15 protein-coding genes are annotated in these 17,060 nt (G+C 43.2%); 12 read left to right on the top strand and 3 right to left on the bottom strand.

Annotated elements, in window-relative coordinates:
- Positions 1–16 precede the first annotated feature (16 nt).
- A complete protein-coding gene (locus ACFSRY_RS17595; protein WP_377511232.1) occupies positions 17–1,282 on the top strand; it encodes an asparagine synthetase B in 1,266 nt (421 codons plus the stop codon).
- A gap of 82 nt (positions 1,283–1,364) precedes the next feature.
- On the opposite strand, the gene miaE is transcribed toward ACFSRY_RS17595, so the two are convergent.
- The 3 genes from miaE to lpxK are packed head-to-tail and all read right to left on the bottom strand — an operon-like array spanning position 1,365 to position 5,046.
- Positions 1,365–1,970, bottom strand: coding sequence for a tRNA-(ms[2]io[6]A)-hydroxylase (gene miaE, locus ACFSRY_RS17590; RefSeq protein ID WP_377510929.1), 606 nt, complete (start codon positions 1,968–1,970; stop codon positions 1,365–1,367).
- A gap of 11 nt (positions 1,971–1,981) precedes the next feature.
- Positions 1,982–3,916: a putative porin gene (locus ACFSRY_RS17585; protein ID WP_377510926.1), complete on the bottom strand. Its 1,935-nt coding sequence runs from the start codon at positions 3,914–3,916 to the stop codon at positions 1,982–1,984.
- Positions 3,917–3,975: 59 nt separating this feature from the next.
- The gene (gene lpxK, locus ACFSRY_RS17580; RefSeq protein ID WP_377510923.1) at positions 3,976–5,046 is read right to left on the bottom strand and encodes a tetraacyldisaccharide 4'-kinase; all 1,071 of its coding nucleotides are present in this window, start codon (positions 5,044–5,046) and stop codon (positions 3,976–3,978) included.
- A gap of 71 nt (positions 5,047–5,117) precedes the next feature.
- Between lpxK and ACFSRY_RS17575 the strand changes: the two genes are divergently transcribed.
- From ACFSRY_RS17575 to groL, 11 genes are all read left to right on the top strand, one after another.
- Entirely contained in the window at positions 5,118–6,221 is a 1,104-nt protein-coding gene (locus ACFSRY_RS17575) for a Nif3-like dinuclear metal center hexameric protein (RefSeq protein ID WP_377510920.1), read from the top strand.
- Positions 6,222–6,224: 3 nt separating this feature from the next.
- Positions 6,225–6,956, top strand: coding sequence for a zinc ribbon domain-containing protein (locus ACFSRY_RS17570; RefSeq protein WP_377510917.1), 732 nt, complete (start codon positions 6,225–6,227; stop codon positions 6,954–6,956).
- A 50-nt stretch (positions 6,957–7,006) separates the two neighbouring features.
- Positions 7,007–8,485: a tetratricopeptide repeat protein gene (locus ACFSRY_RS17565; protein ID WP_377510914.1), complete on the top strand. Its 1,479-nt coding sequence runs from the start codon at positions 7,007–7,009 to the stop codon at positions 8,483–8,485.
- A gap of 11 nt (positions 8,486–8,496) precedes the next feature.
- A complete protein-coding gene (locus tag ACFSRY_RS17560) occupies positions 8,497–9,798 on the top strand; it encodes an anthranilate synthase component I family protein (protein ID WP_377510911.1) in 1,302 nt (433 codons plus the stop codon).
- Positions 9,799–9,897: 99 nt separating this feature from the next.
- Entirely contained in the window at positions 9,898–11,328 is a 1,431-nt protein-coding gene (miaB, locus tag ACFSRY_RS17555) for a tRNA (N6-isopentenyl adenosine(37)-C2)-methylthiotransferase MiaB (RefSeq protein WP_377510908.1), read from the top strand.
- A gap of 32 nt (positions 11,329–11,360) precedes the next feature.
- Entirely contained in the window at positions 11,361–12,638 is a 1,278-nt protein-coding gene (locus tag ACFSRY_RS17550; RefSeq protein WP_377510904.1) for a sigma-54 interaction domain-containing protein, read from the top strand.
- A complete protein-coding gene (locus tag ACFSRY_RS17545; RefSeq protein WP_377510901.1) occupies positions 12,622–13,149 on the top strand; it encodes an LptE family protein in 528 nt (175 codons plus the stop codon). Before ACFSRY_RS17550 ends, ACFSRY_RS17545 begins: the two co-directional genes overlap by 17 nt.
- 35 nt (positions 13,150–13,184) lie before the next feature.
- Positions 13,185–14,498, top strand: coding sequence for a hypothetical protein (locus ACFSRY_RS17540; RefSeq protein WP_377510898.1), 1,314 nt, complete (start codon positions 13,185–13,187; stop codon positions 14,496–14,498).
- Between the two features lies 1 nt (position 14,499).
- Positions 14,500–14,889, top strand: a complete 390-nt coding sequence (secG, locus tag ACFSRY_RS17535) for a preprotein translocase subunit SecG (protein ID WP_377510895.1) — start codon at positions 14,500–14,502, stop codon at positions 14,887–14,889.
- A 267-nt stretch (positions 14,890–15,156) separates the two neighbouring features.
- Positions 15,157–15,447 carry a co-chaperone GroES gene (gene groES / locus ACFSRY_RS17530; protein ID WP_377510892.1) on the top strand — a complete coding sequence of 97 codons (291 nt, stop codon included), beginning with the start codon at positions 15,157–15,159 and terminating at the stop codon, positions 15,445–15,447.
- Positions 15,448–15,486: 39 nt separating this feature from the next.
- A partial coding sequence (gene groL / locus ACFSRY_RS17525; RefSeq protein ID WP_377510889.1) for a chaperonin GroEL occupies positions 15,487–17,060 on the top strand: 1,574 nt, incomplete at its 3' end.

Genomic DNA, 17,060 nt, shown 5'->3' with positions numbered 1-17,060 from the left:
TTTGAAGACGAACCGAATGTTTTTCCGTACCAGTTCCCTTTTTTTAGGCTTTCTCCTGCTCACATTTTCTGCCTTGGCAAGCACTGTTCTTATTCCTATGGATGAGGCGCAGAAGGATCATCTAAAATCTTATGGAGCAGCTTACTGGGTTCTGGGAAAGCAGGTACCAGTTGACTGGCTTTTAAATTACAGAGGTGGGAGTTTTGCTTTTAATCACGCTCCACAGCTAGAAAATGAGCTCATTGTGCGGGGGATAAGCTATGAGGTGATCTCAGATGCTCAATATAATGGCATCCTTACACAAATCAGCAACCCTGATGCTAACATGGATGTGATGAAGCTGGAGAAAGTCCCAAAGATTGCGGTTTATACCCCAAAGTCAAAAATGCCTTGGGATGATGCCGTTACACTTGTACTAACTTATGCTGAAATTCCCTATGATGTTATCTATGACAAAGAGATCATACAAGAAGAGCTTCCAAAATATGATTGGTTGCACCTGCACCACGAGGATTTTACCGGGCAATACGGAAAATTCTATGCCAGTTACCGTCATTACCCCTGGTACCAGGAACAGCAACGCGAGGCAGAAGAGTCAGCCACTGAATTAGGCTTTGAAAAAGTGTCGCAGCTGAAAATAGCTGTGGTAAACAAAATCAAGGATTTTTGCGCCGGTGGAGGTTTCCTGTTTGCCATGTGCTCAGCCACCGATACCTATGATATTGCCTTGGCAGCAGAAGGGGTTGACATAGTGGAGGCCATGTTTGACGGGGATGCTGCTGATCCTAATGCACAAAATAAACTGAACTACGATAAAACCTTCGCCTTCAAAGATTTTAGAATTTCCCGAAACCCTTTGGAGTATGAATACTCTAACATAGATGTGCAGCCACAGGAACGGCCCGTGAACGAAGCAAATGATTACTTCCAGTTGTTTACCTTCTCTGCTAAATGGGACCCTATCCCTACCATGCTGACACAGAATCACGCAAAAACTATCAAAGGTTTTATGGGACAAACCACTGCCTTCCGAAAAAGCCTTGTTAAGCCTGAAGTAGTGGTTATGGGTGAAAGTAAAGAATTAGGAGAAATCCGCTATATGCACGGCACCTATGCACGTGGCACCTGGACGTTCTATGGTGGACACGACCCCGAAGATTACCAGCACCTGGTAGGTGAAGATCCTACTGATTTAGCATTGCATCCTAATTCACCAGGTTACCGCCTGATTCTGAATAACATTTTGTTTCCGGCAGCTAAGAAGAAAAAGCAAAAGACCTGATATTTTCATCATATATTGAAAGTCAAAGGAGCATCAGAAATATTTCTGATGCTCCTTTGACTTTAATAGCTGGTAAGCAGCATTAATGCATCCGATCATGCCTTGGCTCAAGGTTACGAATTATTTCGGCTTCTATTTTAAGTAATTCTTTCAACCTGGCATCTACTTCCTCAGTGGGCATATATTCTTTGGCAAGTTTAACAAAACTAACATAATGCCCTGCCTCTGAAACCATTAGTTCATAGTAAAACTTCTGTAATTCCTCGTCCTGAATATTTTTCCATAACAGCTTAAAACGTTCGCAGCTTCTTGCTTCAATAAGGGCATTAACCAGCAGATGATCCATTAGCTGCCTTTCACGCTTCCCTCCTTTGCGAATATGTTTTACCAATTCCACTACGTACTCGTCTGGCCTGTTACGTCCCAAGCCATAGCCACGCTTTTTTAGCTGCTCCAACACACGCTCAAAATGACTCCACTCTTCAGCCACTAAGTCTGTCATCTCCTCTACCAGCCGCGTTTTGTCTGGATATTTCACAATTAAAGAAATAGCGGAGGTGGCTGCTTTCTGCTCGCAATAAGCATGATCAACCAGAATTTCCTCAATATTTTTCTCTGCGATGTTTACCCAGCGCGGGTCTGTTGGCAGCTCTAGCCGAAGAATTGTTTTTGTAGGTTGCGTAAACATGATTTTAATACTTAGTCGAAGAACATCCACTTTATCCCAAATACGAAGCTGCGGCGCATGCCCGGGTAAAACCCATTTGGCTGCGGAGATAGGGAGCCAGGAGTAACAATATATCCTTGCTCCCACAGCTCATCATTCACATGGCTCATTTTCAGGAAAACATTGAAAGTCTTGATATCAGCATTGATGAAAACATCAATAACCGGATAGCTTCCAATCAGAAAATCGTTCTGAAGGTAAAACTGTTGCGTTACGGGCATGTAAGCATCCGCAAAATACTCAGTCGGCATTTGTGCCTGCACACCAAACTGCCCATATAGGGCTTTTTTGAAAAGGAACCCCTGAAAGTAAAGCTTCGAATCAAACAGCCACTCCGGAACTCTTATTTTATCAGCCTCATCTGTGTTAGTATAAGCAACAAAGTTTTCGAAGTGAATAGGCCCGAATCTGATGTGGTGAGCTAACTGTGCCCCTAAAATGCGCTGGTTTCTGTTCAACTGCTGAGGAACAGCAAGTGTATCAAAATACACATAGCGCTTGATATTTGTAAAGCTACCAGACAGCTTTACGAACTGACGATCTCCCAACTTACCTGCATAAGCTACCTCTGTCCTGTCAAAAACCGAGTTATTAAAATTGTCGTTGTCCCAGGTAAAATGATTGCTAAGCATAAACTCCTCCACTAAGGATGGAGAACGAAGCAAACGCTCCTGGGACACCCTTAATCCTCCTAGTTTCCCCTGCGCCTTTACATGGTAGTCAGTTGACACCTGAAACTCTCCATCTACCATGATTTCAGCTTTGTTTTCATAGAAAAGTCGAAGCTGCCCTCCTACAAAAAGCTGGTTGAACGTAGCGCTCTCTGATCGTCTTACTTCCTGACTAACTGTATCAGACAGCATGAAATCAAGCACACTATAGTCTATGTTGGCCCTCCTGTACTTTGCATACGCTTTGTAAAAGGAAATTTTACTGTTGCCAGTTACACCAAAAATGTTTTGCAGCTGCCTGTAGTTTGTCTGATCGCTTGTTCTGCGTGAGGTAAAGATGGTGTCAGGATAAAAAACCAATCTCTCTTCACCATCCACTACCCCGGTAGTTAAGGCTCCATCCTCGTATTCATCCACCTGCCGATGCCAATCCAGTGTGTGGTATAGTTTAAGATTTTCCCCCGCTAGTTTGAAAATGTTTGTCAGGTGAAGGTTGTTTCTGGACTCTTCCGTGCCAGCCTGATTTAAAAAAACTTCTTCTGTTTCGTATCCGAACAAATCATCCGGAATAACATCAGTGGATAAAGGGCGAACACCTCCAAACTCAATCTGCTCATGCTTCATGAAGGTATAATTGAAAAACAAATCATACCGTTTGTTCTTAGAAGCATAATGAGTAAAAGCTTTTACCGCCTGGTTATCAATTAAGCCAGCCCGGCGGTTGGTATAACCGATTTGCTTATTTGCAGACAGAATCTGATAAGCTATCCCGGCATTCCATCTCTCATTTATGTTGCGGGTATAAATTCCTTCAAAAACCTGCTCACCACGCTGCCCCTGTACATAATATAAATGCGAATAGGGAGAGCGGGTATCATAATAGTTAATACGGTCAGGATCATAGGCGTACCTGTCGAAAACGTTCTTCCCTAATCTTACACCAATTTTAATGGGCATTCTGAAAAGTAATGGTTGAGCGGCAGTACCAATATTTCCGAGGTGCTGGTAGTAAGCGGTATCGTTGTACCAGTACCTTTCGTTTTGAATATTATTGATAGAGGTATCAACACGCTGCCTTATAAGGATTCCTTCCAGCACATCCTTCTCAAACAACTGCAAAGTAGTTCTAGGGCTATAAATAACTTTAGTGGTATCATCTATAATCTGTGCAAAGGCTCCCCGGCCAGCAAGCAGACATAGGATTAAGAGTATTCCGGTTATTAACTTGATTTTCACAGTTCCAAAATTAGTGATTTTCGCACAACAACTACGCCTTCCCATGCACCTTTACTTTATCATAGCTGGTTAGGATGCTTTCGGTGAACAAACTCCTCAACATGTTTAAGAATGATTTCGTCAAAGCCAGCACCATTTTCCAGAAAAGCAATTTCGATTGGCAGGTAAAATAAAGGAAGGCTCTTAGTAGCTTCTCTCATCAAACCAGTCGCTAATTTCACAGCATCTTTACGGGTGGTAACAATGCTTAAGGAAGTATGATTATGGTGCTCCACATAAACCTTTACTTTATCAATATCTTGTAATGTATATGGGTGATGATCGGGAAAAATAAACTCCTCAACAACGTTTATCTTCTGCGAACGGAGGTATTCCCTTAAAGGCTCAGGATTAGCAATGCCAGTCAGAAGAACCACGTCAGAACCCATTTCTCTTTTTACTCCTGCGGCAACTGGTAAACCATATTTTATGGTGGAGAAAAATACAGGTTTATCAGCTCCGGCATAATAATGCACCTTCCTTTTTATAACCTCCATTTCCTGACTTTTCAGGTTAGAGGGAGCTTTGCTAACTATAACAATGTCCGCGCGGGCAGCGCCTCTCTTTGGCTCACGCAGCAGACCTGCAGGTAACACTAAATCCTTGTAAAAAAGGCGCGTGTAATCTGTAAGCATTATATTTAACGAGGGAGAAACTGCTCTATGCTGCATCGCATCATCCAGAACAATCAAATCGAGCTCCGGTACTAGTTGCTGCAGGTGCTCAATACCTGGCACACGCTTTTCACTCACTGCCACACGCACCTCCGGAAAGTCAATATGGTATTGGTAAGGCTCATCACCCAACACTTCAGCAGTAGCATCAGGACCTGCCATAACAAACCCTTTGCTTTTTCGCTTGTAGCCACGGCTAAGGGTTGCTACTTTATAGCCGCGCAACAAACGAAGTAAATATTCGACATGGGGTGTTTTACCTGTTCCACCCACTGTTAAATTACCAACAGCAATAACCGGCAGGTTAAATCGGTGCGATACCTTAAAGCCTCTATCATAGAAGTCATTGCGTATTGCTGTAACTCCACCATAGAGTACTGAAAAAGGCCAAAGCAGTAATTTCAGATATTTTATCATATTATTTTGGTAGAGCAAAATTAGAATTAATTTTAAAGCAGGAAGCCGTTTGTACCATTAAATACAAAACTATGATCACAACCATACAGGAGGTAACACAACTTTTAGAGCAACTGGCACCTCTGAGCTATCAGGAAAATTACGACAATGCAGGCTTACAGACAGGCAACGCAAAAGAAGAAGTAAGAGGGGTTCTTGTTACACTCGACTGTACTGAAGATGTAGTGGAGGAGGCAATTGAAAAAGGCTGTAATTTGATTGTTGCCCATCATCCTGTAATTTTCAAAGGGTTAAAATCCTTAACTGGCCGCACATATGTTGAGCGTACTATTATAAAAGCAATACAGCATAATATTGCCATTTATGCCAGTCACACCAACCTGGATAGTGTTTTAAATGGCGTTAATACCAAAATTGCAAACAAACTCGGGCTCCAGAACCAGAAGATTCTTGTAAGCAAGCCGCAGACCCTGATGCAATTGGTGGCTTTTGTGCCTATACCCGAAACAGAGAAAGTGCTGGCGGCACTCCACAGTGCAGGAGCAGGAAACATCGGCGAGTACAGTAACTGCAGTTTTCAGGTGCAGGGGACCGGACGCTTCAAGCCATCAGATAAGGCAAATCCGACCATAGGTGAATCAGGGAAGCCGGAAGAAGTGCAGGAACACCGAATAGAAGTGGTTTTCCCGGCGTACCTACAGAATAAAATAATGGCTGCTTTAAAAGAAGCTCATCCTTATGAGGAGGTGGCGCATTACCTGTACTCTCTCGAAAACCGAAACCAGGAGGTTGGCATTGGCATGATAGGAGAGCTTTCAGAAGAATTATCGAAGGACGATTTCCTGAACTACCTTAAGTACAGAATGCAACTAGAGGGTGTGCGTTATACTGAGACAGACAGCATTGGCATTAAAAAAGTGGCAGTTTGTGGTGGTGCAGGCAGTTTCCTGATCAAAGATGCTCTCCGGCAAGGTGCAGACGCCTTTGTAACCGGTGACGTTAAGTATCATGAGTTTTTTGACTCCGAGGGAAAGATCCTGATCGCTGATATAGGGCACTATGAGAGCGAAGTATTCACAAAGGAGATTTTTTATGATACAATTACGGAAAACTTTACTAATTTTGCAGTCTATTTATCGGAAGTAAACACAAACCCTATCAGATACACCTATTAATACATGGAAAGTACTGTAGCCAGCAAATTGGAAGCACTATTAAAGCTTCAGAGCATCGATTCGCAGCTTGATGAGATTAGACGCGTAAGGGGTGACCTGCCCGAAGAGGTTCAGGACCTGGAGGATGAAATTGAAGGCTATGAAGTAAGGGTACGGAAGTTTGATGATGAGATCGCTGCACTGAACGAGTCTATTGCACAGCGCAAGCAGTCCATTAAAGATGCAGAAGGCCTTATACGCAAGTATGAAGATCAGCAGCAGAATGTTCGCAATAACCGTGAATATGACGCCATCACCAAAGAGGTTGAACTTCAGAAACTGGAGATCCAGATTGCAGAAAAGAAAATCAAAGAGGCTCATTACCAGATAGAGCAGAAGAACTCTGAAATCGAAGGCACAAAGCATCGCCTTGATGAGCGTCGCAAAGACCTGGAGAACAAGAAGCACGAACTGGATCAGATAGTATCTGAGAGCGAAGACGAAGAAAACAAGTTAGAAAACGAGCGTAAAAATGCTGCTTCTAACATTGAAGACCGCCTTTTAAGTGCTTACTCACGTATCCGTAAGAACGTAAGAAACGGTTTGGCAGTAGTAACTGTAAAACGTGACGCTTGCGGTGGTTGCTTCAACACTGTTCCGCCTCAGCGTCAGGCAGATATCGCAGCTCAGAAAAAAGTAATAGTTTGTGAGCATTGCGGCCGTATCTTGGCTGGTGTTGAACAGCGTATTTACTAATAAGAAGTGGTACATTGAGCGTAAAATGCTTTTATAGAATATTAAAAAGGATGGCTCTACCCCATCCTTTTTTTTTAGTCCTTTTCCTGTTACTTCTCAGTAACAGCTATTCCCGTGCAGCCTCTTCCGTTTATACCAGCATCACACTGAAAGCGCATCGGGAGTACCTCAAGTTAAAAATTTCTTCAGGAGACAGTTACGCCAGCCAAGCCCTGAAATCAGATCCCGATAACGCCGCCGCTTTACTGGTAGCAAATTATGGCGACTTCCTTACATTATGTATTCAGCAGAACGCTACAGCTTTTGAAAGCCTTCTTTTGAAGCAGGAAAATCGCCTGGCAAAGATTGAGGCGCTGAAGGAAAAATCAGCCTGGAAAGACTATGCATTAGCTGAAGTAAAAATGCAGGTTGGCATCAGTAAACTTCTTTTTGGCAACAGGTTATCTGCAGCCTGGGATATACGCATAGCCTATCTGCAATACATTGCTAACGCAAAGAGACACCCCCAGTTCCTGCCTAATAAAAAAACGCTGGGCATGATGCAGGTACTTATAGGTTCAGTTCCTGATAACTACCGTTGGTTCCTGAACATAATTGGGATGAAAGGAGACATCGAAACAGGAATGTCAAACCTTAAAGCAGCGGCTATTGGGGAAAATCCTTTTCAAGAGGAAGCCCAGATAATATATGCACTGACTTTACAGTTGCTGGATCAGAAAAAAGAAGGCTACAGTATCCGGATCGTAGAAAACCTTGCAGAACAGGAACCGGATAATCTACTTTTTCGATTTGCAGCGATTCACCTGCTAAAAAAGACAAAGCATACGGATGAGGCATTAAGTCTTTACCAAAAAAAACCAAATAGCAGGCAATACCTGACATTCCCTTACCTTCGGCACATGGCAGCTGACATGTATCTTTATAACGGTAACTATGATGCCTCTATAAGAGAAAACCAACTCTTCTTAAAGCAGCATAAAGGGGAGCATTACATTAAAGCAGCTCACTTTAAACTATACCTTGCCTATTTGTTAAGCAATCATCCTCCCCAGGCATTATGGTATTACAAACAGATAAGTGAAGTAGGCAAGAATGAAATTGAAGAGGATAAATACGCAGCTAGATTCGTAGAAAAGCAGGAGCAACCTGAAAGGAATTTACTGATTGCCCGTCTCCGATCAGACGGAGGATATTACCAGCAAGCTCTAAAAGCCCTGGAAGAAATTGAACCCTCACCTGAAACACCACTTGCTGTAAGAGCCGAGTATCAGTATAGAAAAGCAAGAATCCACCATGGCCTGGAAGAAGAGGAGATGGCAATCAGGTATTACAAGAATACGATTGCTGTATGCAGCTCTTCAGGCTTGTATTTTGCACCACATGCAGCACTGCAGTTAGGCTACCTTTACCAAGAGCTAAACAGAAAAGATCTGGCGAAAGCATACTTCAAGAAAGCAATGGCATATCAAGACCATGAATACAAAGGCAGTATAGATGCTAAAGCTAAACTTGCCCTCTCAGCCTTATAGGAAAAATAGTAGTGTATACAGCAAAAATCTCTCTTTCTGACCTTCCGGCTTCGCCTGAAGAGTTCAGGGTAAAAGCATTAGCCTGGGCTGACACTTTCACATTGGTGGCTTACTATTACGATCATAATATACCTTATCCTTATGAAGGCTTTAAGCATTTGCTTGCAGTATCAAACAACAAACCTATCCCGATTATCCAGGAACAAAGCTTTGCCGATTTAAGGAAGGTACTACAAGGTCAACAACCGATAATCTGTGGTTATCTAGGATATGATTTGAAGAATCAGGTAGAGAAGCTAAGCAGCCATAATAAAGACACCCTTAGTTTTCCTGGTATTCTTTTCTTCGAACCGGAAGTAAATCTATATTTTAACTACGACACCCTAAACGTCAGTTACACATCAGGTGATGTAAAATCTATAGTAGATGCCATACTTGCCACTCCTCTGCCTTCAGATAGCAGCTCTGGTCCGTTGCAGGTAAAACAACGTGTGACACCTGAAAAGTACAAGAGGAATGTAGAGCGGATCAGGCACCATATTGTGGAGGGAAATGTATACGAGCTAAATTACTGCATGGAATTTTTTGCAGAAGATGTTTGCATTGCTCCTCTCCCCCTTTACCTGTCGCTTTGTAAAGCTTCCCCTACCCCTTTCTCCGGCTACCTTAAGTTTGAAGACAAGTACTTACTTTGCGCCTCACCAGAACGGTTTCTTAAAAAGGAAGGGGAAAAGCTGATCTCACAACCAATCAAAGGTACCATCAGGCGAGGCAGCACACCTGAGGAAGATTTGGAACTGCAGCAACAGCTAAGAAACGATGAGAAGGAGCTGGCTGAAAATATGATGATTGTGGACCTTGTCCGCAATGACCTTAGCAGATCCTGTGCAACCGGAACCGTGAAAGTAGAGGAAATGTTCGGGATATATGGCTTCCGGCAAGTCTTCCAGATGATATCTACCATAACTGGTGAGTTGAAGCCTGGTAAAGACCTGGTAGATGCCTTGGTGGGCACCTTCCCGATGGGAAGTATGACAGGCGCTCCGAAAATCAGCGCTATGCAGCTCATTGAGGAGTTGGAAGAAACTAAACGAGGTCTTTACTCCGGTGCCTTTGGGTATATTACCAGCGACCAGGATTGTGACTTTAACGTGGTGATCAGGAGCATTCAATACAACTCCAGTAAAAGATACCTGTCCTTCATGGTTGGCAGTGCCATCACCTTTGACTCTGCACCTGATAGGGAATACGAAGAGTGCCTTTTGAAAGCGCAGGCTATACTGCAAGTGCTGAATGCGCACCTGAGCGAATAAAAAAATCAGGTTACTCTCTTAAAATTCCTTCTTACTTTCTGCCATTCTGTCACGGTTTTGAACAGATTATAGTATATTTGCAGCTGTAAAAGTATTAGTATGGACCCAATTGTAGATTTAGATTTTATAGACAACCGCACACCAGAACAAGCTGCGGCCTGTGATACACATATAACCCAGGAAACGAACACCGGCAAAACACGCAAGCTTTATATAGAAAGCTACGGTTGCGCTATGAATTTCTCAGATAGCGAGATAGTCTCTTCAATCATGCATGAGCAAGGGTTTGATACTACCTCTGAAATTGAACAGGCGGATCTTGTGTTTCTGAATACCTGCTCTATCCGCGAAAAAGCGGAGCAGACCGTTCGGAACAGATTGGGTCAAATTAATTACTACAAAAAGAAAAAGCCTTCTATGATGATCGGGGTGCTGGGCTGTATGGCAGAGCGCTTGAAAAAATCATTGCTGGAGGAGGAGAAGGTTGTTGACCTGGTGGTCGGACCTGATGCTTACCGCGACCTTCCTAATCTGATCAATGAAGTAGATGGCGGACAAAAAGCTGTTAATGTACTTCTTTCACGTGAAGAAACGTATGCTGACATTAACCCTATCCGCCTGAACAGCAACGGAGTAAGTGCTTTCATTTCCATTATGCGTGGCTGTGATAACATGTGCTCTTTTTGTGTTGTACCATTTACACGTGGCCGGGAGCGCAGCCGGGATGCTCATTCCATTGTTCGGGAGGCTCAGACACTTGTTGATCAGGGATACAAAGAGGTTACTTTGCTTGGCCAGAACGTAGATTCTTATAAATGGGCATCAGAAGATGGGACAGAGTCTGTGAACTTTGCCCAGCTACTGGAAAAGGTGGCACTGGTTTCTCCTGAACTGCGTGTGCGTTTCTCTACTTCTCATCCTAAGGATATTACAGATGAGGTATTGCATACAATAAAGAAGTATGACAACATCTGCAAGTACATTCACTTACCTGCACAGAGTGGTAATTCCCGCGTGCTGGAGCTAATGAACCGTACTTACGACCGTGAGTGGTACATCAACCGCGTAGATGCAATCCGCCGCATTTTAGGTGATGACTGTGGTATCTCGTCTGATATGATTGCAGGTTTTTGCACTGAGACAGAAGAAGAACACCAGGATACTCTTTCTCTGATGGACTACGTGCAGTATGATTACTCTTACATGTTCTTTTATTCTGAGCGCCCAGGCACTCTTGCTGCCCGCAAACTGGAAGATGACATTCCATTAGAGGTAAAGAAGCGTCGGCTGGATGAAATTATCCAGAAACAACGGGAGACCTCTCTTGCTCGGAACAAACGTGATGTGGGGAAGGTGCACCGTGTTCTGGTAGAGAATTTCTCAAAAAAATCCGACCAACAGCTTAGTGGCCGCAACGATCAGAACAAAGTGGTCATATTTGATAAGAAGCATTATAAGAAAGGCGATTACGTGAATGTTTTCGTTCACGACTGCAGTGTAGGTACTTTATTCGGAGAAGCAGTAAATTAAGCTGCTTCCTGATAGACTACAAAACTAAAAACATGCGCAATATCGATATACAGAGTATAAAGCAACGTTTTGGGATTATTGGTAATTCACCCCTGCTAAACCACGCCATTCAGGTGGCGGCCCAGGTAGCACCTACTGAAATGACTGTGCTTATAACCGGTGAAAGTGGTAGCGGAAAAGAGTCCTTCTCCAAAATCATACATCATTTAAGTCCACGGAAACATGGTCAGTTCATAGCGATCAACTGTGGTGCCATACCTGAAGGAACAATAGATTCTGAGTTGTTCGGACATGAGAAAGGCTCTTTTACAGGCGCTACCGAAACAAGAAAAGGGTATTTTGAAGTTACGGACGGCGGTACCATTTTTCTGGATGAGATTGGTGAAATGCCGCTTGGTACGCAGGCACGACTGCTGCGCGTGCTGGAAAATGGTGAATTCATTAAGGTGGGCTCATCTAAAGTACAGAAAACGGATGTGCGTGTAGTAGCAGCTACAAATGTTAATTTGATAAATGCGGTGGAGAAAGGTCAATTTCGTGAAGACCTTTACTATCGTTTAAATACAGTGCCTATCACTGTGCCGTCCCTTCGGGAGCGGGGTGATGACATCTACCTCCTGTTCCGTAAGTTTGCCGCTGATTTTGCTGAAAAGTATAAAGTAAAACCAATCACTCTAACTCCTGATGCCATTCAGGAGCTTCTGTCTTTTCGCTTTCCGGGAAACATCCGGCAGCTGAAGAATATAGTGGAGCAGATCTCTGTACTGGAATATGAAAGGGAAATTGATTCCCAAAAGCTGAAGCACTACCTGCCAAGTAACCAGGGGTCAAGTCTCCCGGCCTTGTTCAACAAAGAAGCTTCTACCGATCAGCCATTTTCGGAGCGGGATATCCTCTACAAAGTACTGTTCGATATGCGACGTGATGTTTCTGAGTTAAAAAAACTCGTTTTTGACATCATGACTCATCAGCCAAATGATCAGGACCTTATAAAAGAACATGGCCATTTGTTTGATAATATTGAAACTATCAACGGCCGAACAACCTTTCAACAACAAGAGCACAAACACCCTGAAAGCTTTTACCTACCTGTAAAGCAAGCGCAGATGCAGGATTATGAGGACCAAAAGGTTGAAGATATTTCACACGAAACAGAAGAAGAAAGCTTATCTTTAGAAGATAAAGAAAAGGAGCTTATTCTGAAAGCCCTGAAAAAGCATAACAACAAAAGAAAGTACGCAGCACAAGATCTGGGTATTTCGGAAAGAACCCTTTACCGCAAGTTGAAGCAGTATGATATTGAAGATTAATTTAAGGTTGATAGCCTTTGCTTTGCCCCTGCTGTTGCTCTTTTGCGGAGGGTGCGGCCTTTATTCTTTTACTGGCTCTACCCTTCCTCCGGACGTTAAAACAATTTCTATTCAGAACTTTGAGAACCCAACTGGTGAGGGACCTGCTAACCTGACAAACATTGTTACAAACAATTTTAAGAACTTTTACCGCCGAAACACAGATTTGACCATCCTTCAGCGGGAAGGAGACTTGCAATTAGAGGGCCAGATCGTTAGTTTTACTTATACGCCAGCAGCTATCCAACGGGACGGGGTGCAGGACATAGCTGGCTTAAACAGATTAACACTTGGGGTACAGGTACGCTTTGTAAATACTAAAAACCCGGAAAAGAACTTTGATCAGCTTTTCAGCATATCTCAGGATTTCCAACAGGATGTAGAAGTTACCCAAATATCTCCCGCTGCCATTGAGCAGTTGACGGAACGCCTTGTGACAGATGTGTTTAATAAAACGGTAGCTGACTGGTAGTTTAGTGCCGCCAGCAAAACGATTACTAAGCCTAAATGAATAAATCAGCTTTTCTTAAACTGATAAAACAAGTGTCAGACATCTCTGACCAGCAGACAGACGAGCTGGAAAAGGTGGCTGCTACTTTTCCTTATTGCCAGACTGCTCATTTGCTTCTTGCTAAATCAGCTTTTGACAAAGGAAGCATGCTTTCCACGCAACGTTTGCGAAAGGCTTCCTCCTATGCTACAGACCGGCAGTTATTAAAACGAATCATATATACCTCAACTGTAGCGGAACCTGCCCTTGATTTACAGACAGTATCAGAATCACAGGAAGCAGAGGCACCTAATGTTTCTGAACCTATAGAAGCTGTTGAACCTGCACTTGAAATAAGCAAATCAAAAACTATTGATGCCCAGGAATTTATAATCGGAGAATTAGTAACAGAAGAGGAATATAATGTAACTGAGAAGGAATCGATTTCAGAGGCTTTAGAAGTAAGTACAGAAGAGCAGCAGGAAGTAGAAGAGTCTGGTTTTTTAGCTCTCACAAATGAACAGGTAGAAGATCCTGAAGAGCCGACCACGGCTGAACCTGAAAGAGTTGATTCAGAGCTGGCAATGCTATTGACAATTAATAGCCTTAGCTCCTCTTTTACCGATCTTTTGGCCATACGACCACAGCAAGAGGAAAGTACTCCTGCATCCGAAGCCGGAATTAAACCCTTACATGATTTAGAGGCCTCAACGTATAATGATGAGACGACTCTAACAAAAGAAGTTTCTGCGGCCAATACGGCTTTATCTTATACACCTGAAAAAGAAATAGAAGGTAACCCGGTACTGGAGGAAACTACTACAGAAGAATTAGATCCAGAAGAGGCACAGGTAAACTACTCTTACGATGAAATAGACCGATTGTATGCTGAAGATTCTTTAGGCTACTGGATGTCATCGAGCAGAATGGGAGAAGCATTGGAGTTGAAGAACGAATACACCAGGCGTTCCGAAAGCTTCCACCCTGAGCTTATACTGGAGTACAGCAAGACACATGAGCTAGAAAAAGCCATTCACCCGGTAACCAATTCTTTAAGCAACCAACTTGATATAATAGATCAATTCCTGAAGCTGAATCCAAGGCTTAAAACAATGGCTAACATTAAATTAAAGCCAGAACCACAGGAGGATTTATCACTTAAGAGCTCTAAGATAAAGAAAGGCATGGCTTCTGAAAGCCTTGCATCCATCTTCCTGAAACAAGGGAAGGTGAAGAAAGCCATAAAAATATATGAGCAACTCATTTTGAAAAATCCGGAAAAAAAGAGTTACTTTGCCGAACAGATAGAGAAATTACAAAACATAAGCTAATATGTACATCGCCCTAATCAGTATTATTGTTTTCATTTGCGTGCTGCTAGTTTTGGTTGTGCTGGCTCAAAATCCTAAAGGAGGCGGACTTTCAAGCCAGTTTGGCGGTAGCACAAGCCAACTTATGGGCGTTAAGCGCACAGGAGACCTACTGGAAAAACTTACATGGGGTTTTGCCATTGCTCTGGTAGTTCTGACACTTGGAACACACATGATGGTTGATTCTGCCAATGAAGGCGGAGCCTTAGAAAGAACAATCAACGAAGAGCGTGCACGCCAGTCAAACCTGCCTGCTGCCCCTTCTACTTTGCCAGGAACTACTGCAGATACTACGGCAGCCATCCCAGGCGCTGCTGAGATTCCAGCAATGATTGACACTGCTAACGACTAGTATCAGATATACATTTCCTATAAACAAAGAAGCCGGCTTATAAAGCCGGCTTCTTTGTTTATAGCTTATTTCTTCTTTCCTCCTGTCAGGTTTTACAAAAAAGTTCCTTTTTATCTGCCATATATGTCAAACTTGTCAGGTAGTATGGCGTTTAAAGCTGAAAAAATGACTCGTATTGGCAGGGAAACGGCCTTGGCACAAGAAATGATAATACCCTTGAGGTTATAAGCTAAAATATCAACCATTAAACTTAATAACATAACAACTATGTCAATCAGCATTAAACCATTAGCAGACAGAGTAATTGTTGCTCCTGCTGCAGCAGAAGAAAAAACAAAGTCTGGTATTATCATCCCTGACACTGCTAAAGAAAAGCCGCAGCGTGGTGAGATAGTAGCCGTTGGCGAAGGTAAAGTATCTGAGCAAGGCTCTCTAATGAAGCCACAGGTTAAGGTAGGTGACCAGGTGTTGTATGGCAAGTATGCAGGTACTGAAATCTCTGTTGAGGGCAGCGACTACCTGATCATGCGCGAATCTGATATTCTGGCAGTACTTTAATTAAAACCAATCATTAAAACTATCTAAATAGATATAACTATGGCTAAAAACATCACATTTGATGCCGACGCTCGCAGCAAGATAAAGGCTGGCGTTGACAAACTGGCAAATGCTGTTAAAGTTACTTTAGGTCCTAAAGGCCGCAACGTGATCATCGATAAAAAATTCGGTGCTCCGACAATTACAAAAGATGGTGTTTCAGTAGCGAAAGAAATCGAACTGAAAGATGCTATCGAAAACATGGGTGCTCAGCTGGTGAAGGAAGTTGCTTCTAAAACTGCTGACCAGGCTGGTGACGGTACTACTACTGCCACTGTACTTGCTCAGGCCATCTACACTGCAGGTATAAAGAACGTTGCTGCCGGTGCTAACCCAATGGACCTGAAACGTGGTATTGACAAAGCAGTTCATGTTGTTGTTGAGAACCTGAAGTCTCAGTCTAAAAAGATCGAGAACTCTTCTGAAATTTCTCAGGTAGGTACTATCTCTGCTAACAATGACCCGGAAATCGGCAAAATGATCGCTGATGCAATGGATAAAGTTGGTAAAGATGGTGTGATCACTGTTGAAGAAGCAAAAGGCACTGAAACTGAGGTGAAGACTGTAGAAGGTATGCAGTTTGACCGTGGTTACCTTTCTCCGTACTTCGTTACTAACGCGGAGAAAATGGAAGCTGAGTTCGACAACCCTTATATCCTGATCTACGACAAGAAAGTGTCTACCATGAAAGAACTTCTTCCAGTATTGGAGCAGGTTGTTCAGACAGGTAAAGGTCTTGTTATTGTAGCGGAGGACGTAGACGGTGAAGCTCTTGCTACATTAGTAGTAAACAAACTGCGTGGTTCACTTAAAATAGCTGCTGTTAAAGCTCCTGGCTTCGGCGACAGAAGAAAAGCTATGCTGGAGGATATCGCGATCCTTACTGGCGGTACTGTGATCTCTGAAGAGCGTGGCTATAAGCTTGAGAATGCTACTCTAGACTATTTAGGTCAGGCAGAAAAAGTGATCATCGACAAAGACAACACAACGCTGGTAAATGGCGCTGGTCAGAAAGATGATATCGTTGCCCGCGTAAACCAGATCAAAGCTCAGATGGAGACTACTACATCTGACTATGATAAAGAGAAACTGCAGGAGCGTTTAGCGAAACTTTCTGGTGGTGTGGCTATCCTTTACATCGGTGCTTCTACTGAAGTAGAGATGAAAGAGAAGAAAGACCGTGTTGATGATGCGCTTCATGCTACGCGTGCAGCGGTTGAAGAAGGTATTGTAGCTGGTGGTGGCGTTGCCCTGATCCGTGCTATTGATGCATTGGATAACGTTGATGTTTACAATGCTGACGAGAAAACTGGTGTGCAAATCATTAAGACTGCTCTGGAGTCTCCGCTAAGAACAATTGTTTCTAACGCAGGTGGCGAAGGTTCAGTAGTGGTACAGGCAGTGCGCGAAGGCAAAGGTGACCTTGGTTACAATGCCCGTGATGACAAGTATGAGAACATGTTCGCTGCTGGTATCATCGATCCAACTAAGGTAACACGTCTTGCTCTTGAAAATGCAGCTTCTATCGCAGGTCTGTTGCTTACAACAGAGTGTGTAGTTTCTGAAGAGCCTGA

This window comes from Pontibacter locisalis, assembly GCF_042684605.1.
In the GTDB taxonomy this organism is placed as follows: Bacteria; Bacteroidota; Bacteroidia; order Cytophagales; family Hymenobacteraceae; genus Pontibacter; species Pontibacter locisalis.
Note: the sequence above shows the minus strand (reverse complement) of the source record. Positions and strands in the feature narration are given on the sequence as shown.